Consider the following 26,776-nt stretch of genomic DNA (forward strand, 5'->3'; position numbering starts at 1 on the left):
GTGCTTAGTCGTTAGATGTCAGACGTTTGACAAAGGCATCAACATCAGCACGCAACTGTTCAGAATTGCGTTGAAGTGTTTTCGAAACTTCGGACACCTCCGCTGCGACGGAACTGGTTCTGCTGGCCGTCCCGTTGACGGTTTCAAGGCTGGTATTCACATCCCGATTGGCCGAGGAAACTGTATTGATGTTGCCGCTGATTTCGGTGGTGGCAGCGGCCTGTTGTTCAACGGCGGCTGAAATAGCGGTTACGGCATCAACAATCGCACCGATTTGCCCCGCGACTTCACGGATCGCCGTCACAGCTGCACCGGTGCTTGCCTGAACAGAATCAATTTGTTCGGTGATGTCGCCGGTTGCCTTGGCGGTTTGATTGGCAAGATTCTTGACCTCGCTTGCGACCACGGCAAAGCCTTTGCCGGCTTCACCCGCGCGGGCAGCCTCAATCGTCGCATTTAAGGCCAGAAGGTTGGTCTGACTGGCAATTTTATCGATCAGATCAACTACAGTACCAATTTGCTCTGCTGCGGTATTTAAGGTTTCGATCGTATCGGACGTCGATTTGACCGATGCTTCCACCTCGTTTGATATGGTCGAGGCGCGTGAAATCTGACTGGATATTTCACGGATGGAGCTATCAAGTTCTTCTGCCGCCCCGGCAACGGTCGTGGCATTATCAGCCGATATTTCCGCGGCACCGCGTGCCTTTTCAACTTCGGACTGGGTTTCATTCATGCTGGCAAGAAGCGTGTTTGACGCATGCGACATTTCGTCAGCAGATGTCGCAACCGCGGAAACTACGGTGCCAATGGTTGTTTCAAACTCGGTCGACATGTCATGAAGTTTGCGGTTGTAGGTATTCTGGGTTTCCTCGTAATAGACCGTGATGGCCATTTCCACATCAACCAGTAAGGCATTGGTCGCGGCAACCACCATCATGGATACATCTGCATCCTTGCGGAAATGCTTCAACAGCAGGGAGGTAATTTCGCCAAGCATGAAATTATAGGCCGAGACATAGGACTCTGGCGTCAGACCAATGCGTTCATGGGCTTTGCCGATACGCCGGACATCTTCATAGAACGAATCATCAAACGTGCCCTCGAACAGCTTTCCCCAATGTTTACGCTGCGCATTCTTTAAGCTGTCGATGTTCGATGGGTCTCCAATGATCTTGGCCAGGTCCGGGCGTCCCATGACCTTTTGGTAAAACACATCCAGAATTGGCGCGATGTTCTTATCAATGACTGGCCACGCTTTTCTAAGCAATTTGGCCTTTGTTTCATTGAAATCAATAAATTCAAGGCGGCGTCGAATTTCCGGATGCATGTGTTGTCCCCCAAGGCGGCAAAATGTGCTCTATACGATTGGATATCCCTCAGTAATTTTAGGTTGGGTTCTTATTTTCAATGTGAACTATACGTTGATATGTCGTTTCGCCCTCCGTTAGGATAGTTCGACCTTTGAAAGACGTTAAAAACGTCAAAACGGGCTGAAATTTTTCCCAAAACCCGACCTGCCGCGTCGTGTGTCTGATGGTTTCATTCACATAGATCGCAAAGGTGCGAAAATGCCAATTAATCCCGATCAATTACGTACCCTCGTTGTCCGGCCGGTTCTTGCCGCGCTGGATCTGTCTGCTCCGGATGTGGCCGAAAATCTGATCATGGGGACCGCCGCCCATGAAAGTCATCTGGGCGATTTCATCAAGCAAGTCGGCGGTGGCCCGGCCATGGGCATTTATCAGATGGAGCCCGCCACGCTAAATGATTGCTATGAAAACTATCTCGATTATTCCAGCCGGGCGGCGTTAAAGGCAAAGGTCGATGCGTATCTTGCCGTCAGTCCGGCTTTGGCGTCGTCAACCGGTTCGGGTGATCAGCCTGATAAGGCGAGCCAGCTTGCGACCAATCTGGCCTATGCAACGGCGATGTGTCGTATTCGCTATTACCGCGCCCCCGCTGCAATGCCGTCTGATCCAAACGATATCAATGCACTCGCGGCTTATTGGAAGCAGTATTACAACACCCCGCTTGGTGCCGGAACGCCCGAACAGTTCGTTGCCGACTATCAACGTTATATCGGGTAGGGGGCCTAAGCCCTGCTTTCCGTAACGTCGATGAAAAAATAATTCACCGATTTCGCAAAAATAGTGGAAACCCACGCCTGTTTTAGCCAAAATCCCCCAACGAACGTCGGTGGTCGCGCAAAAAACCACCAAATTATAAGAATTTAAGGGGATTCCAATGAAACGTCGTCAGTTCCTTAAAGGGGCCAGTGTCGGTGTCGGCGCGGTTGCCGCATCCGTTGCCGCACCGGCAGTTGTTTCTGCGCAGGAAAGCCTGAATTGGCGCATGGTGATGCCTTGGCCAAAGGGCACGCCGGGTCTTGGCACCAATGCGGAAAAATTCGCCGCCATGGTTAAGGAAATGTCGGGGGGCCGTTTGAACATCTCCGTCTTTGGCGGTGGTGAAATCGTCCCGCCGTTCGAATGCATGGATGCGGTGGAACAGGGCGTGGTCGAAATGGCCCACGGTACGCCGTATTACTGGCAGGGTAAAAATCCGGCGCTGAACTTCTTCTCGACCATTCCGTTTGGTCTGACCGCGTGGGAATTGTCCAGCTGGCTGCGCTTTGGCGACGGACAGAAATTGTGGGAAGAAGCCTACGACGAATTCAATGTTGTTCCGTTCTATGCCGGGAACTCGGGCATGCAGGCCGGTGGCTGGTTCAATAAGGAAATCAATTCGCTTGAGGACCTTAAGGGCCTTAAAATGCGCTATGCCGGTTTGGGCGGTGAAGCCATGCGCCGTGTCGGTGCAAACGTGACCATGATTCCGCCGGGCGAAATCATGCCTGCGATGCAAAGTGGCGCGATTGACGCAGCCGAGTGGGTTGGCCCATGGAACGATCTGGCATTTGGCCTGTATCAGGTTGCCAAATACTACTACACCCCGGCCTTCCACGAACCCGGACCCGGGCTTGAGATTTTCATCTCCAAGGACAAATTTAACAGTCTGTCACCTGATATGCAGGCGATCATTCGCTATGCTGCACAGGCGATTTCTGAAAACACCCTTGCCGACTTTACCTTCAATAACCTGCAGTCCTATCAGCCGTTGATCGACAAGGGTGTTGAAGTCCGTCAGTTCCCTGATGAAGTCATCATGGCGCTGGCCGAACAGTCCAAAGCCGCTGTTGATGAAATTGCCGCCAAGGATGAATTGTCTGGCCGCATTGCCGCAAGCTATCTTGATCTGGTCAAGAAGGGCGCACGCTACGGCAAGGAGTTTGAGGCCACCGGTCTTCTGCACCGCGCGAAAGTCTGGGGCTTCTAAGCCCAAAAAGCGCATCGTACGAACCACATATTGGGGACGTTTAAGTCCCGTCAGACAAAGGGGCGGCCATGTGGCCGCCCCTTTCGCATGGAAACCGCAGGGTGAACTGAGGGGAAGAAATGTAAATGCCATGCAAGGCGCGTGATGCAGCATCCCGCAAAGATGAATTGTTGGGGGCGGCAAAAACCGTAACTTTGGTCGCATGTAAGGTTACGAAATTACCTTCGTGATCGTTTAACGCAAAAAATTTGCCAATAAAAGATTGGGAGCCCCACAATGAAACGTCGTCAGTTTCTGAGCGGTGCTGGTGTCGCAGCGGGCGCGTTTGCCGCGACTGCCGCCGCACCAGCCATCGTCAAAGCCGAAGAAACCATCAATTGGCGCATGGTGATGCCATGGCCAAAGGGCACACCGGGCCTTGGTGCCAATGGTGAACTGTTTGCACAGCGTGTGAACAAAATGTCCGGTGGTCGTCTGAACATCACCGTTTATGGTGCGGGTGAACTGGTTCCGGCCCTTGAATGCATGGATGCGGTTGAGCAGGGCGTTGCTGACCTTGCACACGCCACCCCGTATTACTGGTTTGGCAAGGACCCGGCGGTTTCGTTCTTTACCACCATTCCGTTTGGCCTGATGGGCTGGGAACTTTCCGGCTGGCTGCGCTTTGGCGGTGGTCAGGAACTTTGGGATGAACTTTACGCCCAGTTCAACGCCAAGCCGTTCCTTGCGGGTAACACGGGCCTTCAGGCCGGTGGCTGGTTCAATAAGGAAATCAACAGCGTTGACGACCTTCAGGGCCTTAAAGTCCGCTATGCCGGTATCGGTGGCGAAGCCATGCGCCGTCTCGGTGCAAATCCGACCCTGCTTCCGGCTTCCGACATTCTTCCAAGCTTGCAGTCGGGTGCGATTGATGCCGCGGAATGGGTCGGCCCTTGGAACGATTATGCGTTCGGGTTGGCAAGTGTCGCCAAATATTACTACACCCCGGCATTCGCCGAACCGGGTTCGGGCATTGAAGTCTTTATCAACAAGGACAAACTTGCCGAGCTGCCAGAAGATTTACGCGAAATCGTTGCTGTCGCCGCACAGGCCAATACCGATCAGACCCTTGCCGACTTTGCGTTCAATAACGTTCAGTCCTATCAGGCGATCCTTGATAAGGGGACGGAAATCCGTCACTTCAACGACGATCTGATCCTTGCCTTTGCCGATGCGTCCAAGGCCGCAGTCGAAGAAATCGCGAACAAGAACGACCTGAATGGTCGTATCTATGCGTCGATGATGGATTTTGCCAAAAAAGCCGCACCGTATGGTAAGGAATTCGAGGCAACCGCATTGCTGCAGCGTGCAAAAGTCTTCGCCCGCTGATCTGTCAGGACGGTCCAATTCATGCAAAATGCCGGTCCCTAGGGGCCGGCATTTTTATTTGGGTATGGGGTTGGTGACGGTCGTTGTCTGGACGGAACACTTAGTCCGCATCCGGCGCGCCAAGCGGGAAAAGCGGGCGATAGGGACGGGCTTCCTCGACGCATCTGGCAAATGACGAACGGGCAAGCAGTCGTTGGCGATAGGCACGCACATGGCTGCATGCCGGAGCAATCGGATGTATCCAGTCTGCATAAAACAATGCCGGGGCGGCGGCGCAGTCGGCCAGTCCAAATGTTTTGCCGGCTGCCCAGTGCCTGCCGTCCATCTGGCCATCAAGCCAGCCATAAGCGGTCTCAAGACGTGTCCGGGCCTGTTTTACACCCAACGGGTCGCGGTCGGTCACCTCGCGCAGGGCATTCGAAACGATCGCCTGCATCGGTGTCTGGATGTGATTGTCAAAGAAACGATCCATGAAACGTACTTCAAGTGCCGCTGTCTGGTCTTCTGGGATCAGGCGTACCGGGCCGGGATACATAAGGTCGAGATATTCGATAATGATGCTGCTTTCAATCACGGCCTGATCATCATCGACTAGTACGGGAAATTTGCCAATCGGCCACAACTTACCAAGCTTTTCGGCATTTTCCGGATGATCGGGATCAAGCATGCGATACGCGAACGGCACGGCATTTTCGTAAAGCGCGCATTGAACTTTTTGGCAATAGGACGAAAACGGATGGCCATAGAATGTGATGGACATGACGGTCCTCCGGGCAGGGGTTGAAAACCAGTTTCATTTTGCAATCAGTTGTGTTTTAGCAAAACCAATCCTATTTTGCAATCAGTATGAAAAAGGATGCTTGCAAATGGATCAACATCGTTCGGGATGCCCGATTAACCTGACATTGGAAATACTTGGTGATGGCTGGAGCCTGATCGTCATTCGCGATGTGATGTTTGGCAACCGTCGCCATTTTCGCGAGTTACTTGGCCAATCAGAAGAAGGTATAGCGTCAAACATTCTGTCGGCCCGGCTTAAACGACTGCTGGCCGAAGGTTTGCTTGTCAAACACCCAGATCCGACCCATCGGCAAAAATCGATCTATAGCCTGACCGAAGCCGCCATTCAGCTCGTCCCGCTTCTGGTGCAAATGGGGGCGTGGGGGCGGCGTCATACACCGGTATCACGGGAATTGTCGATCCGCGCCCAGTTGCTCGAAGAAGGTGGGGCGCAAATGTCGGCCGATTTTATGGATGAGTTGCGCCACATTCATCTGGGCGCACCGGCCCCGGAAAAATCGGTTCTGGCCGGGTTGCAGGATGCTTATCTGCGCGTGGTCGCCGGGCAAACCGACGTAGGCACGACATCATAAAACGAAGTGCCCGGGCTCTTGCCCCTAATGGATGGTCGGGGACCCCGGTGCCGCGGGCAGGTCAAAGGTAAAGCTATCCTGATCTTTCAGGTCCTCATTGGCCGCGCGTTTAACCAGTTCAGCGGCCAGAACAAGCGATGTTTCAATCACCCATTTAAGCTGCTCGACTGCGGGTTCATTCCCGGCATTCAATGCTTCGGGCAGGATGCGTTCCTGAAGGAATTTGGCAACACCGGCAAAGGCGCGCGCGGCACTTTCGCAATTGTCGCGTTCGACCATGAAACGCCCGGTCTGTTCAATTGCATCGGCAATCCCGGCCAGATGGCCCATCATGATGCGAATTTCCCGGTCTTCGGTTTCTGTTTTCTTCGCGACAAAGCGCAAAATACCAGCGTAAAATCCGTAATCGGAAGCCATTTAAACAACTCTCTTAGGTCTTTGGTCGCAATGAGATTTGGGTCGTTTTAGACAATATGTCAGTCGTGGTATAGTCCCGATAACAGATAATTATAACTGCCTGAATTGGCAGCCAGATTACAGATACTTATACAGGGCCATTCACGGATGCTTCAGGGCGGACTGATCTTTATTGTTGCCATGGCCTATATCGGGCTTTTGTTCGCCATTGCCCATTATGGTGACAAATATGCCGATAAATGGCGGGCGTCCAAGCTTAAGCCGACCATCTATGCGCTTTCCATGGCGGTCTATTGCACCAGTTGGACGTTCTTTGGCTCGGTCGGGACGGCCGCAACACGCGGCTGGGCGTTCCTGCCGATTTATATCGGGCCATTGGTGATCATGATTTTCGGTTTTGGCATCATGACCAAAATCGCCACGGTCTGCCGCGAACAAAACATCACCTCGATTGCTGATTTTCTGGGATCGCGCTATGGCAAAAGCCAAAGTCTGGCCGCCCTTGTCGCGGTGATCGCAGTGGTGGGTGTGCTTGCCTATATCTCGCTTCAGCTCAAAGCCGTGTCTTTGTCGTTTGACGTTTTGATTGGTCAGTTGGGCGAACAGGTCGTCAGCCATTCGGCATCCGATTTTTCCAAGGATACCGCGTTTTACGTCACGATTTTGATGGCGGTTTTTGCCATCCTGTTTGGCGTGCGCTACATCCACGCATCCGAACATCATGACGGCTTGATCCTGGCGGTGGCCTTCGAAAGCATTGTCAAACTGGTCGCTCTTTTGCTGGTTGGTGTGTTTGTTGTCTATGGTCTGTTTGACGGATTTGGCGATATGAATGCGCGCGCCATTGCCGATCCGACCGTGCGCCAAATATTTAAACCCGATACGTGGCTTACCTCGCATTTCTTTATTTCAACGCTTCTGGCGGCTTTTGCGATTTTCTGTCTGCCGCGTCAGTTCCATGTGACCTTTGTGGAAAACGACGACAGCCGCAACCTGACCAGCGCGCGCTGGCTGTTTCCCGCTTATCTGATTGCGATCAATATCTTTGTTGTACCAATTGCCGTGGCCGGGCTGTTCCTGTTTCGCGGTGATCCGACGGTTAATCCCGATACATTCGTTTTGACCTTACCCTTATTGGCCGGGCAAAACTGGTTGGCGGTTTTGGCCTTTATCGGCGGGTTGTCGGCGAGTACAGGGATGGTGATTGTATCGTGCGTCGCGGTCTCGACCATGGTCTGTAATGATCTGGTCATGCCGCTTTTGCTGCGTTCGGAAAAACTGCAAAGCCGCATGTCGGGCGATGTCAGTCAGGTGCTGCTCAAAGTTCGCCGGGCGGCGGTGATTGTATTGTTGTTTCTGGCCTATGGGTTTTACCGGTTTCTGTCGGAAAAATATGCGCTGGCTGATATCGGCATGCTGTCCTTTGCCGCAATGGCGCAATTTGCCCCGGCGGTGCTGGCCGCGATTTACCTCAAATCAATCAACCGGACCGGGGTGCGCCTTGGTCTGGCGTCCGGGTTCATTCTGTGGGCCTATACGCTGCTTCTGCCCGGCTTTGTTCAGGGTGGGCTGTTGCCGGTGTCGATCCTGACCGACGGGCCGTTTGGCATCGGCATTTTGCGTCCGCAGGCCCTACTTGGTGTCGGGATCGAAGACCCGCTGACCCATGGGGTGGTCTGGTCGCTGGGGCTGAACTTCGTTTTGATGTTTGTTGGCTCGGCTGTCGGCGTGCAGGGGGTGACCCAACGCCGTCAGGCCCAACGCTTTGTCGATGTCTGGCGCAAAGACACCCGTGCGCGCACCGATACATGGCCGGGCAGGGTGACGCTGGGCGATCTTGAAGACCTCGCCGCACGGTTCTTGGGCAAACACTGGGCGCAGCGTGCCTTTCGCAATTACCTGCAACAACGCGAAGGTGCGGCCAAACGGTCCGACATTGCCGATGTTGATGCCGCAAACTTTACCGAACATTTGCTATCTGGCGCGGTTGGTGCCGCATCATCGCGCGTGGTGATGGCGTTGCTGTTGCCCGATAAGGCCGTATCGCGCCGCGATGCGATGGAATTACTTGATGAGGCGTCCGAGGCAATCAAGTTTAACCGCGATCTTTTGCTCAACACGCTGGAAAACATTTCCCAAGGGGTCGGGGTGTTTGACCAAAATCTGCGTCTGGCAACCTGGAACCATCGCTTCATTGATCTTCTGGGCCTTGCCACCAGCGACATTCAGGTCACCTTACCCCTGTCTGAACTGGTCGCGATTTGCCGTGAAAACACTGTGCGCGCGGTTGATATTGATATTATCCTCGGCCGCAATGCCGCCCCGCAAATGCGCCGCTTGCCCCATACCTATGAACGCAAACGGTCCGACGGCATGGTGCTTGAAATCCGCACCAACCCGATGCCCGATGGCGGCTTTGTTGCCACCATTGCCGACATCACCGCACGTGTGCGCACCGAAGAAGCCTTACGCGAAAGCGAACGCAACATTCGCATTTACACCGATAATATTCCGGTAATGATCGCCTATGCTGACAAAAATCAGCGCCTTCGCTTTACCAACCGTCCGTATGAAAAGATGTTTGGTCTGCGCCGGGTTGAGGCGCATGGCATGGCCGTCCGCGAAGCGGTGGGTGAGGAACGCTATGTCCATCTTGCCCCGATGATTGCGCTGGTACTTGAAGGATACCGCCAAAGCTTTGAAATCGAATTTCCGGCCATCACGCGCAACCGCAATGACGAACGCGGTATTCTCGGCGTGCGCGAAGGCCGCTATGCCGAAGGCACCTATATCCCGCACTTTGACGAAACCGGCGAAGTACTGGGCTATTTCTGCATTTATCACGACATCACCGAACGCAAAACTGCCGAGCAGGCGCTCAAAGAAGCCAACGAAGGGCTCGAAGCCCGGGTGACAGAACGCACCCACGCGCTGGAAGTCCTTAATTCCGAATTGTCGGTCGCCAAGGAACAGGCCGAAACCGCCAACGACACCAAAACACGCTTCTTTGCCGCCGCCAGCCACGATTTACTCCAACCGCTCAACGCCGCCCGCCTGTTTACCGTCGCCCTTGGCGGAAAGCATGGTCTGGCCGAGGATGTGTTTGATCTGGTTGGTAAGGTTGACCTGTCGCTTAAGGGGGTTGAAGAACTGCTCAATGAGCTTCTTGATATCTGCAAACTTGATGCCGGCGCGATGAAGCCAACCATTCGCGATTTTGCGCTGGCTGATGTGTTGGGCGCGCTTGAAACCGAATTTGGCCCGGTCGCCGAGCACGCGGGGCTTAGCTTTAAGGTCCATAAACGCGACCTTTGGGTCAGAAGTGACTCACGCCTGCTGCGCCGTATCCTGCAAAACTTCATTTCCAACGCCATGCGCTATACCCGAACCGGCGGGGCGGTGGTCGGGTGCCGTGTGCGCGGTGATCATGTGCGGGTGGAGGTTTGGGACAGCGGACCGGGCATCCCCGAAGATAAACTGAAGATCATCTTCCGCGAATTCCATCGCCTTGAAGGCCCCGAAACCACCGATGTAAAGGGCCTTGGTCTTGGCCTTGCCATTGTCGAACGATTGGGCCGGTCCCTTGATCACGCCGTCTCGGTACGATCCCGGCCCGGACACGCGGCACGGTGTTTTCCGTCGATGTGCCACTGGGCATCGCCGCCCCACAAACCGCAACCAAACCCAAACGCCGCATGGCGGGCGAGCTTGGGGGCTTGCGCGTGCTCTTTATCGATAACGAGCCCGATATCTTGGACGGCATGCGCGCCATGCTCGAAAACTGGGATTGCGTCGTCGCAACGGCGCGTTCTGGCGCGGTTGCCGAAGAAATGCTGACCAAGGACGGCACGAACGGCAAACCAGCCTTCGCACCCGACATCATCCTCGCCGACTACCACCTCGATTCCGGCCAGACCGGCCTCGACTGCCTGATCAAGCTACGCGATGTTCACAGCGTTAATGTGCCGGGAGTCCTCATCACCGCCGACCGCGCGACCGAAACCAGCGACCTGATCCGCGAACAGGGGTTCTCGCTGCTCAACAAGCCGCTGCGGCCCGCTAAACTGCGTGCACTGATGACGCGGGCGCTCAATCGACTTGGGTCGGATGCGGCAGAGTAAGCGACATGAATAAGGAGATTATTTTGAAACTTTCGATGAAAACTCTGATTGTGGCTGGCGCTTTGGTTTCAGTAGCCATTGGTGTAATTGGACTGAACGCTAACCAAACAAATGCGGCGTGTGAAGAATTGCGGGGGTTGATTTTTCAATCGCCAATAAACGAAGAAGCAGTTGCGATTGCTGAGGAATGTTATGAGCAAGGTGATGCCTTGGCACATTCGTACTTACAAAGCCTTTTTTTGGCAACGTACAGAGAGTTTCCAAATATCCCGATTTTAGAGCTTGGTACACCGGATAGCGAATCTTCACCTGAGAGTAATTTTAAAGCTTACCGGATTCTAACTGATGTACTTCAAGAAAAAGGTACAAGTGATGATCAAGAACGCAGAGCAATTTCATATGCGAGATGGTCGATAGAACACGGCGCAGTTTATCCAAGCTTATTTGTTATCTATAACGCGATTTTAAACGGTAATCAGAATGCTAAGAGAGTAACTTCTAGTATTGATAGTTTGAGTAAAGCTGATCGAAGTGCAGTCAATCAGCTATTAAAGCATTGGAATTCTACTTGTTACTATCCGCCAGAGATGCGTCCGGACCCAGCTGAATTGGATGTATCTCATTACTGGCAATCTCCGGAGTTTGTGCAGACTTTGTACTTATTGCAAACCAACGCGTGTCAGCACGTAGATACCTTTTTGGAAAAGAACAATCTAAGGCCGCGAGAATTGGCAGAGTTCTTCGAAACAATCCTTACGGATACCAAACACAAAATTGAAGGGTCGACGCGCAGTTTGGAAACAAAAACCGACGACATTTCTCTGTTGGAGACATCAATTTTACCGAAAGATGTCGAGAATTGGGTTGTACAGTACAAAAGTTATGTGCCTGAAAATGCTTTGAATTGGTGCGATCAAAACCATTCCCAAGAGTTGAACCTTTGCTACAGAACTGCATTCTCGTCGGATTTAGAATGTATGAGAGATTTATCCGTAGCTGGTTATATCAAGAAAATTAGACAGTCAGGTGAGTACGACGAGTGTCGCGCTATTCGCTGGGAGGTTGCAAAATACCGATTGTCGGTGATTGAAAATGAGGGATAGTTGGCGGTGAATGTAAGCTTCACAAAGAGTGAAACTGACGTATTTTCTACAAAAACGAGCAAGAAAGGACCAAGAAAGGGGACAAGGACCAAGAAAGGGGACAGATTTATTTTCTGTCCTCAAGCACTCTCCCTCACAGGCTGAATTAAAATATCCGCCGGGATATTCCACGCTTCATTCAACTTGCGAATTTGCGTCAGCGACAGGTTGGCTTTGTGATTAAGGAACTCGAACGCACGGGATCGATTGCCCAGCAGTTTACCGAGCTCTGGCCGTTCAATGCCATTTTGCGCCATATGAAACAGCACGACCTCGACCGCATCGGGGGCCGAAATCGGGAACTGCTGCGTTTCATACTGATCAATCAGGATACCCAGAACTTCAAGCTGATCGGCGTCCGGGCTGCCGGGCTGTGTATCCCAAAGGGAGTTGAGCAGTTCCATCGCCGCTTCATAGTCAGCATCAGTTTTGATGGGTTTGAGTGTGGTGGTCATTTCATTTTACCTGCGCCATCTAGAAGCTTGCGGGGATGTTGGATCAGTCATGCGCATGTTCACGCGCATGATAGCATATTCCAAGGTTTGAATTAATGGTGTTCTACCGTGACGCGAGGGCGAGTTTTGCCCCCAAGGCAATAAACGTCGCCGCAAACCCCTTGCCAAGCCACCCCATCACATTCGGGCGTTCAATGATGTGCCGTCGCAAAGCCGCAGCAAAACAACCATAAACCACAAACACCCCAAACGTCATCGCCATGAAAACAAGGCCAAGCAGGGTCATCTCCCCAGTCGTATCGGGCGTATTCGCACTGACAAACTGCGGCAGGAAGGCGAGGAAGAAGACCGACAGTTTGGGGTTAAGCAGGTTAAGCAAAATCCCGTCGCGGATGATTTTGGCGATGCTGGCCGGGCTGTCATTGGCGGTGACTTTCATCGCGCCCGTGCCATGCCACATGCCCCACGCCATATAGAGCAACCACGCCACCCCAAGATAGCGCACGATCTCAAACGCAACCGCACTTGCATGAAGCAAAGCCGAAAGGCCAAGGATGCAGGCGGCCATATGCGGGACAATGCCAAGTGTGCAGCCAAATGCCGCCCAGATGCTGGCTTTGGTGCCGCGCCCCAATCCAAGCGCAAGGGTGTAAATTACGCCGGTTCCCGGCAGTAAAACAACAATCAGCGATGTCAGAAGATATTCAAGGGTGATCATGGCGGTTCCGTTCAATTGACTGCATTGATCGCCAAAATAGGCGGATCGGGCAGGGCGTTCTTGAACGGAATTGCAGGGTGTTTTGGGGTGTGAATGGGCTCAGTTGGCCCGCACCGCACGGGCATAGCGGCCCGGTGTCATGCCAAAGGCGCGGACAAAATGGCGGTTGAGGTGACTTTGATCGGCAAAGCCCGCCGCATGGGCGATATCGGCCAGCGTTTCGCCGTTACGGATCATGGCGCGTGCCACATCAATGCGCCGCTGGATCAAATAGGCATGTGGGGTCAGGCCGGTCGCCCGGGTGAAATCGCGCAGGGTCTGAAATTTGCTCAATCCCGCCGCGATGGCAAGGTCGTCAAGGCTGTGCGATGTGGTCGGGGCATCATCAAGCAATGCCTTGGCGTTCCGGATGCGGTTGCTGGCAACGGCGGTGCGTGATGCTGTGTGCAAGCCCGGCGCGTTGGTGCGGTCCGGTGTCATCACCGCGTGATGAAGCAGGATCAACAACATTTCCTGACGGCGCAATCGTGCGGCATCGGCTGTGCCGTTGGTGATGGCATCAAAAAGGGCGGCAAAACAGTTGCGGACATCGGGTCGGTCCATCACCGGCTGGATGAAGCTATATTGATCGCTTTTGCCATCCGTTATATCGCGCGTGGCATCGGCAATTATATCGGGCGCGAAATACAGCATGTTCCAGCCGCGCGGCCCATCACCAATCGGGTGACCATCGTGCACTTCGCGCGGATTGACGGTGATGATGTTGCCAGCCCCGGCCTCGACCATGCCGCGCCCGGATGCGGATTTTTGCGCCCCCGCATACATATATCCGATCCCGAATGTTTCATGGGTGTGTTTGGCAAAGCTGTGCCGTGTCTTGGCCATAATGGCCTCGACCCCTGTGCAATCATGGGAAAGGATGGTGATTTCATCGCGCGACATGGTGCAAAGGTGGCAGCATATCGCGCGATTGGCAATCATCAGATGGGCGAAAGAGTACCGAAATTTGACGGCATGACCTTACGGTGTTTCGGTTTGTGCCGGTGGTTTGGGTTTGCCCCGTGCCAGACCCGTCCCATTATTGCCCGGCACATGCGGGCCCAAAAGTTCGCGAAGCCCGCCCAATCCTTCGACGTGATTGGCAATGACACTTGTGACAATCAAAAGCGGTACGGCAACCAGCACCCCGACAAAGCCCCAAAGCCAACCCCAAAACGCAATCGCCAGAATGATGGCGATGGAGTTGATCCGAAGCCGGTTGCCGACAAGGGCGGGTGTGATCAACTGTCCTTCAAGGGCGGTGCAGGCAAGATACAGGGCAGGGGCGAGTAACGCCTCGCTCGTGGTTTGGACCGAGACCAATGCAACAACCCCCACCAGCATGACCCCGCACAGCGCCCCAAGGACCGGAACAAAGTTCAGAACCGCGGCGGCAACCCCCCACAGGAACGGGTTGGGCATGCCGATAGCGGCCATGAGTGTGCCAATGACAATACCAAGTATGATGTTGATTGCCGAAATCGTCGCAAGATACCGCGATACTTCGCGTTCAACGTCATGGGCAATCCGCAACCCCTTGCGCCGGTCGCCAAAGGTCGGAAGGGCGCGGACCATTTTTTCATAAACCAAATCCCCACCCGACAGGATAAACAGCAATAAAACAAGCATCAGCGCAATACCCGTGGCGATGCCCGGCGCACCCTGGGCGGCCTGACTGATCAGGTTGGGTTCGGCGACGACAACTTTTTGAACGTCGTCGCCCTCATTGTTTTGGTCGGTGGCCTCTGACACCTGTTTTTGCGCATCGCGAAGCTTATCAAGCGGTTCGCCAAGATCAGCCAGACGCAAGCGTAATTGCCGTTCGATTTGCGGGGCTTCATCGATCCAGCCCGATACCGGCCCGCTGAGCCCGTAAACCCCGGCAATGGCGGTGGCAGTTAAACCCAGCACAATCGTAAAGGCCGTCAGGACACGCGGAATACGCACCCGGGCGAATGTCCGAACCACCGGTGAAAAGACCAGCGACAGCAAAAAGGCAAGGGTGATGGGGAATAAAAGGTCCTGTGCGATATAAATGCAACCAAGCGAGAGAACCCCAAACGTCCCGATCACCGATATTGTCCGCGCACGGCGATAGGCGCGCGCGCGTGCCGCTTGTCGGGCATCATTGGCTTTGGTTTGATCCAGACTGTCTTCTTGCGCTGCGATTGGATCGCTCATGCAATTTGCTCCGCTTCGTCCCTGCCGGGCAAAATTGCAAGCGGCAGCATTACGCGTGTTTAACGCCCTGTCGGATGGGGATGTTCCGCACTATCGGGTTCTCAGATGGCAAAGTATGTAGTGATCAGTGTGCCGCATCGCGCAAAATCACGCAAATAGATCAAGGGCGCACCATAAAATGCATGGTGCGCCCAACGATTTTGATCAACAAGATTTCAGCAATCAGCCATAAAATGGCGATGCCATGTCACGGCTTGCCGCCTCGGTAACCGGGGCATCAAACACGCGGGTATAAAAGGCCGCGTTCAACGTTTTGGCTTCACCCGGAAAGTAATCAAGGGCAAATTTTCGGGCGTTTTCAAGGGAGTCAAAGGCATAGAAACCGCCAACCGTTCCCGTGTGAAGGCCGCTTAGCCAGGTTTTGGATAAAAGCCCCGGTTGTTGTTTTAAAACCGGATTAAATGCCCGCCATGGCCCGTTATCAAACGGCAGAACATGAAGCTGCACCTCGGTATAGACAAATGCGGCCGGGGCTGCTGTCGGGGACGCGCCGTAATGCACTGAATTCATGTCGATGCTGGCATCGGCGGTTGCAGTAGCATCGAAAACGCGGGTGGTCTGGGCAACACCAAAATTACGGGCTTCGGCCGGGAAGTAATCGGTAACAAATGCTTGCGCATTTTCGATTGAGTCAAAGGCATAGATACCACCCGCCGAATTGTTGCCGACCCCCGACAGCCACGTTTTGTTCAAAAATCCCGGTTTGGTTTTAATCGTCTCGTTGATCTGCTGCCACGGCACCTGATCAAAAGGGGCCGAGATTTGAAGTTCGGTATAGACAAAAGCTTTCTGAGACATGGAATGGGTTCCTGTTTTCTGCGAAAGGGGGTCGGCATCGGCCAAAGACGGGATAAGAAGGCTGGTGCCTGTTGCGGCCAAGCCTGCCGCCGCGAAGGTCAAGAATTCACGGCGGTCAATCTGGGTTGGGGGTAAATCCACGGTATGTTTGGCGTCGGATTTCATTCGGGTTGATCCGTAAAATTAAAAATATAACGAACGTTATATAAATGAATGATCGACAATCGCATGGCTGTCAATTAAAAATATAACGACCGATATATTTTGAGGATCCTATGGTTAAAAACCAGACGCGCAAGGAAGAAACCCGCCGCAACATGCTCGATGCCGCAAGTCGCGGTTTTCGTGAAAACGGGTTTGCCGGGGTGGGGGTTGATGGCATTGCCAAGGCGGCCAATGCGACGTCCGGTGCATTCTATGCCCATTTCGGGTCAAAGGACGGGGCGTTTCGGGCCGCACTTGATCTTGGACTTGATGAAGTGATCGACGGTGTCCCACGGTTTCAGCGTGATTATGGCGATGGCTGGACCGATGCCTTTATTGAGTATTATCTCGGGCGTGCGCATTGCGATGATTTGGCGTGTGGCTGTGCGATGACCAGTCTTTCGCCGGAAATGACGCGCGCAGATGCGCAAACACGCGCCCTGTACGACCGTAAAATGCAAACCATCGCAACCTTGATTGCCAAAGGACTGCCACAGTTCGACACACAACAGCAGCGCGCCAAGGCTTGGTCTTTTCTGGGAATATTGATCGGTGGGCTGACCATAGCGCGCGCCTTAAGTGACGACAGCGCCATAGATGACGTCTCCGTCGCGATCAAGGCCGCGGCAGCAGGGCTTTTGAAAGCCTGATGACAGAGATATCAGATCAGGTTTTGCGATAATCGCTTACGTCTCGATTGCCGGTTCCTGAAGCTGCAATTCTCGCGCAATGATTACCGCCTGTGTACGGCTATGGACCGAAAGCTTGCGCAGGATGGCCGATACATGGGCCTTCACCGTGGCTTCGGTGACATCAAGCTCATAGGCAATCTGCTTGTTAAGCTTGCCTTCGGTCAGCATATTCAAAACGCGAAGCTGTTGCGGGGTCAGTTGGCCAATTTTTTCCGCCAGATTAGTGGCCTCATCATCGGCTGGGCCATTTTCCATGGCATCGCGGGCCCAGTCGGGCATCCACATCCCGCCATCCAGAACGGTTTTGACCGCAAGACCGATTTGATCGACCGGGGCGGATTTCGGAACGAATGCCGATGCCCCGTATTCGATGGACCGGCGCACAACCGGCATGTCCTGACTGGCCGAAACAATCGATACCGGAATGTCAGGATACGACGCACGCAGGGTAAACAGGCCGGTAAAACCGTTCATGCCGGGCATATGAAGATCAAGGAGTACAAGATCGATGTCGCCCTTGTGGGCTTCGATCTGCTCGATGGCTTCAAACAGGCTTCCTGCCTCATATAATGTCACGTTATCCAGTTCTGTTGATAATGCTTGTTTAAGGGCACCACGCACAAGCGGGTGATCATCTGCGATCAGAATCTGGAACGTTTCGGACATTGGCGATTTCCCTTGGAAGTGATTTTTCCCCATCAGGTCGCAATTATTCTATCCCGATTAATCGGACTCACAAAACAGAAGGTGAGAATATGATTGGGATAGTTTGATTATTGGCTTGGGTGCGACCCGGATTGCGTCCGTCTGCATAGCCACTGGCGGGCAGAAGGAGTGAGGGAAACCAAAGATCACTCTCGCCCCACGAAATGTGAAACTTCGGCCCCCCTCGCGCCACCGTTTGGGATTATGCATACTAAATTCGGCGCCGTAAACTCCGCATTTGTCGAAAAATGAATTTTATCCTATCACTTAGGGTAATGAACGAAATTCAGTTCTTACAAACCACATCGCGGTGCAAAAAAGTGGATTTTATACAATCTATTCCAATACCGCGCAGACCAAGGGAAAAAGGACGCAAAAATGTCTGATCAGCGCCACGTGATTTCGCGTAAAGACTATAAAGAACCTGACTTTTTTGTAGAAAAGGTCGAACTGGTCTTTGATCTGGAACGAGAGGTCACAAACGTCAAATCGCGCCTTTTCATACATGCGAATCCTGCGCGGGGTACCGGCGTTGACGACGAAGTTTTCCTGCACGGCGAGGACATGAAACTTGTTTCAGTCAGCATCAATGAGCGCCGTCTTGCATCGGGCGATTTCACCGTTGATCAGGAAGGTCTGCGTTTTACCGCACCCCGCGAAGCCTTCATCGCGGAAATCGAAACCCAGATTTCACCAGCCAACAATACGCGTCTTGAAGGTTTATACGTTTCGCAAAGTGCCTTTTGCACCCAGTGCGAGGCCGAAGGTTTCCGCCGCATTACCTATTTCCCGGATCGTCCCGACGTCATGGCGACCTTCAAGGTCACCATCAATGCGGATAAATCATCTTGCCCGGTGTTGCTGTCAAACGGCAACCTGATCGACAGCGGTGATCTCGACGGCGGGCGTCATTTCGCGGTGTGGGAAGATCCATTCCCCAAACCGTCCTATCTGTTTGCACTGGTGGCAGGCGACCTGGCCTGTGTCGAGGATAGCTTTAAAACCGTTTCCGGGCGTGATGTCGCACTGCGTATCTTTGTTGAACATGGCAACGAAGATCGCTGCGACTATGCGATGGACAGCCTGAAACGCTCCATGAAGTGGGACGAGGACGTCTATGGTCTTGAATACGATCTTGATCTGTTCAACATCGTTGCCGTGTCGGACTTCAACATGGGCGCGATGGAAAACAAAAGCCTCAATGTCTTTAACGCCAAATACATTCTCGCCAAGCCAGATACCGCGACGGACATGGATTTCGAACTGATCGAATCGATTGTCGCGCATGAATATTTCCACAACTGGTCGGGCAACCGGGTGACCTGTCGCGACTGGTTCCAATTGTCGCTCAAAGAAGGTCTGACCGTTTTCCGCGATCAGGAATTCTCCGCCGATCAACGATCCCGCCCGGTGCAGCGGATTAAGGATGTTGCACAGTTGCGCGCCCGCCAGTTCCCCGAAGACGGCGGGCCGCTGGCCCATCCGGTCCGCCCCGACAGCTATATGGAAATCAACAATTTCTATACCGCAACGGTCTATGAAAAGGGTGCCGAACTCATCCGCATGATGCATACGCTGCTCGGGCCCGATGGCTATCGTAAGGGCATTGACCTTTACTTTGATCGCCATGATGGGCAGGCGGTAACCTGTGATGATTTCGCCAAGGCAATGGAAGATGCCAACGACATCGATTTCACCCAGCTCAAACTTTGGTATTCACAGGCCGGCACGCCGAAACTTTGGTGGGAAGGCGACTACGACGCCGATGCCAAACAATACCGCATCACCTTGACCCAGAAAACCGACCCAACCCCGGGGCAGAGCGATAAAAAACCGCTGCATATGCCGGTATCCATCGGGCTTCTTGGTGCCGATGGTAATGACATTGCTGCCAAAACGGTTGAATTGACGGAAGCAACCCAGGAATTCGTCTTTGACGGTGTGACCGAAAAGCCGGTCGTGTCGTTCAATCGTGGTTTCTCGGCCCCGGTCAATGTCATGACCGATCAGCCCGACGCAGAACTTGTCTTCCTGATGGGCAATGATTCCGATGCGTTTAACCGCTGGGAAGCGGGGCAGAAATACGCCACCCGCCTGATCCTGTCGGCGATTTCCAATTTTGAGGAAAATGACGGCAATGCCGATGCGGCCTTAAATGACGTGGCGGTTGCGGTGGATGCCTTTATTGGTGCAATGCAGGCAACTCTTTTGAATGACGGGCTTGATAAGGCGTTCCGTGCGGATGCGCTGGTTCTGCCGGGTGAGGAGTTTATTTCTGAGCAACGCAAACCTGCCAACCCGGACGCCATCCATCAGGTCCGCAATGCCCTGCGCAAGCGCATTGGCGTGGCCCTGATGGATGATTTCGAAAACACCTATCATCAAAACGCCTCGAACGCGGCCTTTACCCCCGATGCTCTATCGGCCGGGCAACGTGCCTTGCGCGCAACGGCTCTTGGCTATCTGGTCGCATCTGGCGAAGCCCGCTTTGCCGATCTGGCGTCTGATCAGTATAAGGCGTCCGATAACATGACCGATCAGATGGCAGCCCTTTCGGTGCTCAACCATCTTGATCATCCGGGCCGTGCGGATGCCTTGGCTGATTTTGAAAATCGCTTTGCCAAGGACGGTGTTGTTCTTGATAAATGGTTCGCGCTTCAGGCGATGTCGTCACGCGATGATACCTTGGCGCGCGTCAAGGATCTGATGGGGCATCCGGCCTTTACCATGCGCAATCCCAACAAAGTCCGGTCGCTTATCGGGGCATTTGCCGTTGGCAATCCGCGTCACTTCCATGCCAAGGATGGCTCGGGTTATGAATTCTATACCGATCGTCTGATTGAACTTGATGACATCAACCCGCAGGTCGCCGCACGTTTGTGCGCACCGCTTGGCAAATGGGCGAAATATGATGACGACCGGGCCGACATGATGAAGGCTGCCTTGCAGCGCATTCTGGCCAAGGAAGACATCTCGCGCGATCTGTATGAAATCGCGTCAAAATCTGCTGCGGCGTAAAACGTTATCCGCACGGTGATTTTGCTATCTCCATAAAAAAGGCGGCTCCTTGAGGGGCCGCCTTTTTACGTTAAGTGTGTTGGCGAGAATGCCGGGATTAGATTACGTCAGTTTCATCCGCTCGCTAAAGGCACGCATCCGTTCTGAAAGGTTGCGCGCCATTTCCGAAAGCTGATGGCTGGCAGTGTTCAAGTCATGGGCATTTTTACCCGTGCTTTGCGCACCGTCATTCACAAACTGGATCATTTCATCCATTGATCCGGCACCCGCCGCAATTCGCTGCACGTTTTCGGAAATCTCGCCGGTTGCACGTCGCTGTTCATCCACCGATTGGGTGATGGTCGACTGAATGTCATTGACCTGATGAATAACGTCGCCAACCGTGCTGATGGAATGGGCAGCCTTCTGGACTTCCTGCTGGATGGCGGCGGTAAGTTCGCCGATCTTTCCGGTCGCACTTGCAGTTTGATCGGCAAGCGATTTAACCTCGTTGGCAACCACGGCAAAGCCCTTGCCAAGTGGCCCGGCACGTTCGGCTTCGATTGTCGCATTAAGCGACAGAAGCTTGGTGCGGTGGGCAACATCGTTGATCAGATCAATAATCGATCCGATCTCCGAGCTGGCCTTTTCAAGCGACCCGATATTGCGCTGACTTTCCTCGGCTTCCTGCTGTGCCCGGTTGGTCACGTTGGATGCTTCGGATGCCTGACGGTTAATCTCGGCAATCGACGATGAAAGTTCCTCGACCGCTGTGGCAACATTCTGGGTGTTTGAGGCCGCTTCACGCGACACGTCAAGTGCCCCACCAGATTGCGCGACGGTATTTTCCGACTGGTTTGTTAATTCGCTGGCAAGGCCAAGCAACCCTTCGGATTGTTCCGTCACCGATTGGGCAACACGTGCAACCTCGGCCATCATTTCCGTGATCGCCATGCGGCTTTCTTCACGTTCGGTTACCTTGTTCCACGCCAGCATGGTGCCCAAAAGAACATTGTCCTTGTCGCGCACCGGGGCTGCTAGAAGTTCAAGATAATCGCGGTCATTCTGCATGACCTCGGTAAAGGGAAGATTGTCCGGGTTCGAAAGCTTGGTCTGGAAATCATCCCCAAGATTAAGGAAGTCACCCGAAACCGTATCGGTATTTCCGCCAACATAATCCTGCGCACTGGCATTAAGATAACTCAAAGTGCCCGCAGGTGTGATCAGCGCTGTCATGGTGGGGGTGTTTTCCACCATGTTTTGCAAGATCATGGCCTGACGTACTGATTCTCGAAGACCAATCAGGGCTTTTTTCATATCCCCAATTTCATCCGACCCGACTTTGGGCAGATCAACATTGGTATCGCCGTTCGAGATGGATGTCATTGCACGGGCAAAGGCCCGCAAGTTGCGAAATACCGTTGTGCGCAACAAGACCCACCCGGCAAGCCAGCCCACCACAAGTACCGCAACCAGGATTTCAATCGAAAGCATCCGCAGGTCGTTGGTCTGGGAATAGAAATCCGTAATGTCGCGGTCAAATGTCGCCTTGGCCCAAGTGCCGCCACGCCCATCAGAAATCAGGATGTCAACCGCAGCACGCTGTGTTGCGCTGGCATTTTCACTGTCTGGCGTCTTGGCGGTCTCGGGGGGCGTTGCCTCGGTGTTGCCGGGTTCTGCCCCATCGCTCCCGTCAGCAGCGGCAATTTGTTCATCCCCTTCGCTTGTCTGCCCATCTTCAAGGCTTTCAAACAAAAGCGTCCCATCTGTGTCAAAAATCCGGAAATTGCCACCAAGCACCTTGCCAATGCCCGCCAATGTCGGCAGCGGATCGGTAACAACTTCAAGAAAACCAACCGCGCGGAAACCGCCCACGGGCAGGATAAAACTAAACACAGGGCGTCCGTCCGGTGTTGACCACATATAGGTCGCCGGTTTACGGGCTTCTGCCTTCTCGCGGTTTTTCAGATATTCCAGAACCGCTGGATCATCGGTGATGCTGGCACCAAGTTCGGAATCCGATGTTGCCAGTTTGGTGAAGTTCTCGTCATAGGCCACCGTTTCGATCAGATCGAGCTCGCCTTGCACCACCTGACGGGCATTCGATAGAATGTTCAGCTCCGCCTTCATGCGGGTCTGATCATTTTCCTGAAAGCTTTTGACCAGGCTGCCTAGTCGCGACCATTCGTTGACAATGGGGGTAACCTTGTCGCCGTAATCCTGTGCCACGCGGGATCCGACAAAGAAATTGACCGTGCCACTGACCGAATTGTTCAAGGTTTCAATGGCAAAATTGCGATAGGTATCGCCAGTCCAAAGTAACATCCAGGTGACAGCACCTGACAATAGTAATCCCGTTACAAGCAAGATTCGCCGTAACGTCAGAAGGCTGTTGCTGCCTTCTGTCATAGCCGTCTTTGCGGCTTTTTCTCCCGTCATTCAAACACTCCAGAGCAAACCGTTTGTTTTTAGTTTTGATTGGGTGTCTCACTCCCGCCGGACCTACTTCTTAAGAGTAGCTCCACTGATCCAATCAGAGGTTAATTCGGAAAACAATCATTTACTTGGTGTCCCGTGCGGAAATTGCTGGGCGTGGCAACTGAAATTCGTGTGTTTTTGGGGTGAATTTCGCGTATTGGTTGGCGTTTCAAAGAAGGGTTTCGATGGGGCGCATTGAAAATATTCAGAAAAATATGCGAATGTGTGTGATAATCGTTTGCAATTACTTTTTCAATGTTCTATGACTGTCTTCGTCAACTGCAGACGGCAATGCCGTTTGTGACCCGGTCATCAGACTGACATGGCGTAGCTGATGACCTGTTTATCTTCGGGAATCTCTCTCCCCGAAGGTCGATCTCTCTCACTCGAGGGGCTGGTATCCGGATCATTGTGCGGGACAATGCCGGGGAAAATACCAGCCCCCTTTTTTTATCCAAAATTCTGTCTTTAATACTGTTTGAAAGCGACGATGGCTTTTGATGCTCATCATCGGGCATCGTCTTTTTTGCGGCAATTGCGCGTAATTGCGGCCTTTATGTCTCTGATTGAACGGCTTTAGGGTTTTATAAACGGGCTGGCGGTTACAAAACTCCTTACCCTTAATGTCGTGAAGAAAGGCCAAGCGGATGGCTGGCGAGGACCCGACCAACAAACCCGATTTGCGGGCAGACCCAAATCCGGATGCAGGGCAAGCGCCCGAACCCGAACAAAAACCCGAGCCTGAGCAAAAGGATGCGCCACTTCCTGCATTCATTTATGGCCGGGACGGACGTGGTGATGCACAAGGACAGGGCAACCGCTTTGCCGATCGGCAAAACTTCAATGCATGGATAGGTGATATGGATCGTAAAACTCTCCTTGGCCTCGTGACCGGGGCTGGCATGCTGGGCCTGGTATTGTTCTTTGCTGGCATGTTGGTCGGTGCAGGCCTGTTCATGGAGTCCAGTGATACCGATACCGTTGCACAAAAAGACCCGGCACCGATTGAAATGCTGGCAACCGAACCGGACGCGCCGGTGATGAGCGAACCGGTGCCTGATCCTGAAATGGAACCGGCTCCGTCACAAGGCAATGCGCAAACAGATACGACGAGCAATGATCCCGTTGGCGATCTGATCGCGGAACGCACCGATACGCTCTCACAAACGGTACCAGATGTGCCCGAAGGGGATGAGACGACCTCAAACAATGCAGACGTGGCGTCAGAGCCGATGGAAACACCGGCGGCACCGGATCTGGATGAACCGGCCGATAAAAAAGCTCTGAGTGCGCCGGAAATTCGCGAAACGCAAGAGCCTGCTGAAACCTCAGAAGCCGAAGCTCCGGCCGCAGAGGAACAAGAACCCGCTGCCGCACAGCAAACGGATACCGCCGAAAAAACACCGGAGACCCCGGAGCCAGTGACCTCGGAGCCAGCAGAAAAACAATCCGAGCCCACGGCGGCGGCGTCCAACGAAGAGACCCCGTTCTCGGTTCAGGTTGGTGCTTTCAAGGTGCATGAAAATGCCAGTCAGCGTGCCGAAGAACTGCGCAAAACCGGGCTCGAAGTCGCCGTGGTCATTCGCGGTCCAGAGGGCGAGGGGGCATGGTATTATGTCCGTGTTGGTAAATATGCCAATCTCGCACAGGCACGCGATGATGCGGCAAAAATCAAAAAGAATCAGGGCGTTGATGGTTTCCCGGTACGCGCGGAGCCCAATGACCGCGAAGTCAAATAGGGCCATCCCAATTTTGGTCAGTATATAAAGGCCGCTGTCGATTACAGCACGCTTGTTGCACGGGGCGATACAGCAATGTATCGCCCCGTCTTTGTTTGTTAACCAGACGTCTTGGTCCGATTTTGTGAATTTGCCCGGATGGGGTTTGTTTTTGCGTTTCTTTTGCGGCATTCTACTTGCCATCACTGGGCAAAGGCTTTAGGCGGTAGGCCCATAAGCTCATTACAGGTGGCAGCAATGTTTCTTTGGCTGCTGCGCCGCAAGACAGGATGGCTGGCAGAACATGACCACGCATAAGGATTTCCCCAATCTTCATATTCTTGATCACCCGCTGATCCAGCATAAGCTGACGCATATGCGCAAGGTCGATACCTCGACCAAAACCTTCCGGCAGTTGCTCAAGGAAATTGCACTGTTGATGGGCTACGAGCTTACCCGCGAACTGCCCGTCAGCTATGAGGAAATCCAGACGCCGATTTGCGCGATGAAGGCACCGACCATTCAGGGGCGCAAACTTGCCGTTGTGCCGATCCTGCGTGCGGGGTCGGGCATGGCCGATGGCTTGATCGAACTGATGCCGTCTGCACGTATCGGTCACATTGGTCTGTACCGTGATCCCAAAACCCATATGCCGGTTGAATATCTGGTGAAATTGCCCGAAGTCGAAGGCCGGACCTTTATTCTGGTCGATCCGATGCTGGCGACCGGAAACTCGGCTGTGGCAGCGATTGATACGCTCAATAAATACGGTGTCGCGGACAAGGACATCCGCTTTATGGCACTGGTTGCCGCCCCCGAAGGGGTCAAGGTCTTCCAGGATGCGCATCCTGATGTGCCGATCTATACCGCTGGCCTTGATGAGAAGCTGAATGAAAAAGCTTACATCGTGCCGGGGCTCGGCGATGCAGGCGACCGTTTGTTTGGGACGCGCTAGTCTCTGCTAGACGACGACGCGATCGAAAAAAGACCATTAAAAAAGGGTGCCAGACGGCACCCTTTTTCTATTTTGTATCGGGGGACGTCATCAGCCTTTCGGCGATACCGTCACATCCACAGTCGATCCGCTAAAGGAACTTCCGCTCAGTTTGATCGTCGCAACGCGGTTTTCACGGTCATACACCATGACGGAAATATCGGCGCGTACGACGGTCACTTTGCTCCAGCCAAAATTAGGCATTTCGCGTTCGTAGAAATCATACATCTGCGCCTGAGTGCCGCCAGAATTCAGCACAAGGCGTCCGTGCCATGCATCGGATGCGCCAAAGATAATGCTTCTGTCCATATCCAGTGATGAATTGGACGGCATCGGAATGTCGGTGAATTGCGTAAATGACGGGACAGGCTGTCCACCTTTGCCGTCACTACCGCTTCCTGACGATGTGTTGGGTATAAGATTGGTACCAGAACACCCGGCCAGTGAAAGTCCTGCAATCGCAGCAGCACACATAAGATATTGTCGCAGTCTCATCATCTTCCCTCGGTCCCCTGATGCCCATCTTGTTAAGGGCATGGATATCTCGCCCTATCATCGGGTGATAATGTAAAGGAAAGGTTCACATATTCGCTTTTTACGCCAGTTTGTGGCACGCGTTTTGTGCCTGTCCGTAGCGAGATGCGCAATACCTTTATATATAGCCTATCAGGGCGACAGGTTCTGCACGGCCGGAGTTCACTCAAATCCATAGCTCGACCATCTGTCACACGACAGACCTTGTTGGCAAGTCGTCGGTATTTTTACCGCTCTCAAAAGAATCACAACTCGCAGATTGTCTTTTTTGCCGCAGGTCCAAATCGATGAAATTGGGTTTTAACAAGGCTATAGCGCGATTTTTCAACTCTTGGTCACGGCAAGGGCGTGCGTGCATGGTTGCGGTTGGGGAGTGTCAAAAGGCTATGACATTGAAAATAAACGAATTGTGATAAAAACACGATTAAATCCATTTTTTCCTT

Annotated in this window: 22 protein-coding genes; 11 read left to right on the forward strand and 11 right to left on the reverse strand. The window is 53.3% G+C overall.

Features of this window, described 5'->3' with window-relative positions; all coding sequences use genetic code 11:
- Positions 1-4 precede the first annotated feature (4 nt).
- Positions 5-1,330 carry a globin-coupled sensor protein gene (locus COO92_RS16705; RefSeq protein ID WP_101303939.1) on the reverse strand — a complete coding sequence of 442 codons (1,326 nt, stop codon included), beginning with the start codon at positions 1,328-1,330 and terminating at the stop codon, positions 5-7.
- A gap of 241 nt (positions 1,331-1,571) precedes the next feature.
- On the opposite strand from COO92_RS16705, the gene COO92_RS16710 reads away from it, so the two are divergent.
- From COO92_RS16710 to COO92_RS16720, 3 genes are all read left to right on the forward strand, one after another.
- A complete protein-coding gene (locus tag COO92_RS16710; RefSeq protein WP_101303941.1) occupies positions 1,572-2,090 on the forward strand; it encodes a hypothetical protein in 519 nt (172 codons plus the stop codon).
- Positions 2,091-2,247: 157 nt separating this feature from the next.
- Positions 2,248-3,339 (forward strand): TRAP transporter substrate-binding protein, encoded by a 1,092-nt coding sequence (locus COO92_RS16715; protein WP_101303942.1) that lies wholly within the window; start codon positions 2,248-2,250, stop codon positions 3,337-3,339.
- A gap of 276 nt (positions 3,340-3,615) precedes the next feature.
- Positions 3,616-4,707 (forward strand): TRAP transporter substrate-binding protein, encoded by a 1,092-nt coding sequence (locus COO92_RS16720; protein WP_022733584.1) that lies wholly within the window; start codon positions 3,616-3,618, stop codon positions 4,705-4,707.
- Positions 4,708-4,807: 100 nt separating this feature from the next.
- Here the strand turns inward: COO92_RS16720 and COO92_RS16725 are convergent, their stop codons facing one another.
- Complete coding sequence (locus COO92_RS16725) at positions 4,808-5,467, reverse strand: glutathione S-transferase family protein (RefSeq protein WP_101303944.1); 660 nt, start codon at positions 5,465-5,467, stop codon at positions 4,808-4,810.
- A 106-nt stretch (positions 5,468-5,573) separates the two neighbouring features.
- On the opposite strand from COO92_RS16725, the gene COO92_RS16730 reads away from it, so the two are divergent.
- Positions 5,574-6,080 carry a winged helix-turn-helix transcriptional regulator gene (locus COO92_RS16730; protein ID WP_101304028.1) on the forward strand — a complete coding sequence of 169 codons (507 nt, stop codon included), beginning with the start codon at positions 5,574-5,576 and terminating at the stop codon, positions 6,078-6,080.
- Positions 6,081-6,104: 24 nt separating this feature from the next.
- Here the strand turns inward: COO92_RS16730 and COO92_RS16735 are convergent, their stop codons facing one another.
- Positions 6,105-6,497, reverse strand: coding sequence for a hypothetical protein (locus tag COO92_RS16735; RefSeq protein ID WP_101303946.1), 393 nt, complete (start codon positions 6,495-6,497; stop codon positions 6,105-6,107).
- A 147-nt stretch (positions 6,498-6,644) separates the two neighbouring features.
- On the opposite strand from COO92_RS16735, the gene COO92_RS16740 reads away from it, so the two are divergent.
- Genes COO92_RS16740 through COO92_RS16745 form a run of 3 tightly spaced genes read left to right on the forward strand, consistent with a single transcriptional unit; the run spans position 6,645 to position 11,721 of the window.
- Positions 6,645-10,334, forward strand: coding sequence for a sensor histidine kinase (locus COO92_RS16740; RefSeq protein ID WP_240626481.1), 3,690 nt, complete (start codon positions 6,645-6,647; stop codon positions 10,332-10,334).
- The gene (locus COO92_RS22320) at positions 10,268-10,618 is read left to right on the forward strand and encodes a response regulator (RefSeq protein WP_240626482.1); all 351 of its coding nucleotides are present in this window, start codon (positions 10,268-10,270) and stop codon (positions 10,616-10,618) included. The genes COO92_RS16740 and COO92_RS22320 overlap by 67 nt, the downstream gene beginning before the upstream one ends.
- A 5-nt stretch (positions 10,619-10,623) precedes the next feature.
- Complete coding sequence (locus tag COO92_RS16745) at positions 10,624-11,721, forward strand: hypothetical protein (protein WP_101303948.1); 1,098 nt, start codon at positions 10,624-10,626, stop codon at positions 11,719-11,721.
- A gap of 119 nt (positions 11,722-11,840) precedes the next feature.
- Here COO92_RS16745 and COO92_RS16750 read toward each other — a convergent pair whose 3' ends face one another.
- The 5 genes from COO92_RS16750 to COO92_RS16770 all read right to left on the reverse strand — a co-directional run bounded on the left by COO92_RS16750 (position 11,841) and on the right by COO92_RS16770 (position 16,176).
- A complete protein-coding gene (locus COO92_RS16750; protein ID WP_101303949.1) occupies positions 11,841-12,215 on the reverse strand; it encodes a helix-turn-helix domain-containing protein in 375 nt (124 codons plus the stop codon).
- Between the two features lie 103 nt (positions 12,216-12,318).
- Positions 12,319-12,933, reverse strand: a complete 615-nt coding sequence (locus tag COO92_RS16755; protein WP_101303951.1) for a LysE family translocator — start codon at positions 12,931-12,933, stop codon at positions 12,319-12,321.
- A gap of 99 nt (positions 12,934-13,032) precedes the next feature.
- The gene (locus COO92_RS16760; protein WP_240626483.1) at positions 13,033-13,818 is read right to left on the reverse strand and encodes an AraC family transcriptional regulator; all 786 of its coding nucleotides are present in this window, start codon (positions 13,816-13,818) and stop codon (positions 13,033-13,035) included.
- A gap of 135 nt (positions 13,819-13,953) precedes the next feature.
- A complete protein-coding gene (locus COO92_RS16765; protein ID WP_101303955.1) occupies positions 13,954-15,153 on the reverse strand; it encodes an AI-2E family transporter in 1,200 nt (399 codons plus the stop codon).
- A gap of 222 nt (positions 15,154-15,375) precedes the next feature.
- The gene (locus COO92_RS16770) at positions 15,376-16,176 is read right to left on the reverse strand and encodes a YdhR family protein (protein WP_101303957.1); all 801 of its coding nucleotides are present in this window, start codon (positions 16,174-16,176) and stop codon (positions 15,376-15,378) included.
- Between the two features lie 110 nt (positions 16,177-16,286).
- Here COO92_RS16770 and COO92_RS16775 point away from each other — a divergent pair, with 110 nt between their 5' ends.
- Positions 16,287-16,865 (forward strand): TetR/AcrR family transcriptional regulator, encoded by a 579-nt coding sequence (locus COO92_RS16775; RefSeq protein ID WP_101303959.1) that lies wholly within the window; start codon positions 16,287-16,289, stop codon positions 16,863-16,865.
- A 36-nt stretch (positions 16,866-16,901) separates the two neighbouring features.
- On the opposite strand, the gene COO92_RS16780 is transcribed toward COO92_RS16775, so the two are convergent.
- Positions 16,902-17,573, reverse strand: a complete 672-nt coding sequence (locus COO92_RS16780) for a response regulator (protein WP_101303961.1) — start codon at positions 17,571-17,573, stop codon at positions 16,902-16,904.
- A 417-nt stretch (positions 17,574-17,990) separates the two neighbouring features.
- Between COO92_RS16780 and pepN the strand changes: the two genes are divergently transcribed.
- On the forward strand, positions 17,991-20,630 hold the full coding sequence (pepN, locus tag COO92_RS16785) for an aminopeptidase N (RefSeq protein ID WP_101303963.1): 2,640 nt from the start codon (positions 17,991-17,993) through the stop codon (positions 20,628-20,630).
- 102 nt (positions 20,631-20,732) lie between these two features.
- Here the strand turns inward: pepN and COO92_RS16790 are convergent, their stop codons facing one another.
- A complete protein-coding gene (locus tag COO92_RS16790) occupies positions 20,733-23,048 on the reverse strand; it encodes a methyl-accepting chemotaxis protein (protein ID WP_240626484.1) in 2,316 nt (771 codons plus the stop codon).
- Positions 23,049-23,734: 686 nt separating this feature from the next.
- Between COO92_RS16790 and COO92_RS16795 the strand changes: the two genes are divergently transcribed.
- Together COO92_RS16795 and upp are read left to right on the forward strand one after the other, a co-directional pair.
- Positions 23,735-24,826, forward strand: a complete 1,092-nt coding sequence (locus COO92_RS16795) for an SPOR domain-containing protein (RefSeq protein ID WP_101303965.1) — start codon at positions 23,735-23,737, stop codon at positions 24,824-24,826.
- A gap of 283 nt (positions 24,827-25,109) precedes the next feature.
- Entirely contained in the window at positions 25,110-25,760 is a 651-nt protein-coding gene (gene upp / locus COO92_RS16800) for a uracil phosphoribosyltransferase (protein WP_022733600.1), read from the forward strand.
- Between the two features lie 90 nt (positions 25,761-25,850).
- Here the strand turns inward: upp and COO92_RS16805 are convergent, their stop codons facing one another.
- Positions 25,851-26,297: a hypothetical protein gene (locus tag COO92_RS16805; protein WP_240626485.1), complete on the reverse strand. Its 447-nt coding sequence runs from the start codon at positions 26,295-26,297 to the stop codon at positions 25,851-25,853.
- Positions 26,298-26,776 lie beyond the last annotated feature (479 nt).

It is taken from the genome of Thalassospira lohafexi (assembly GCF_002844275.1).
GTDB lineage: Bacteria > Pseudomonadota > Alphaproteobacteria > Rhodospirillales > Thalassospiraceae > Thalassospira > Thalassospira lohafexi.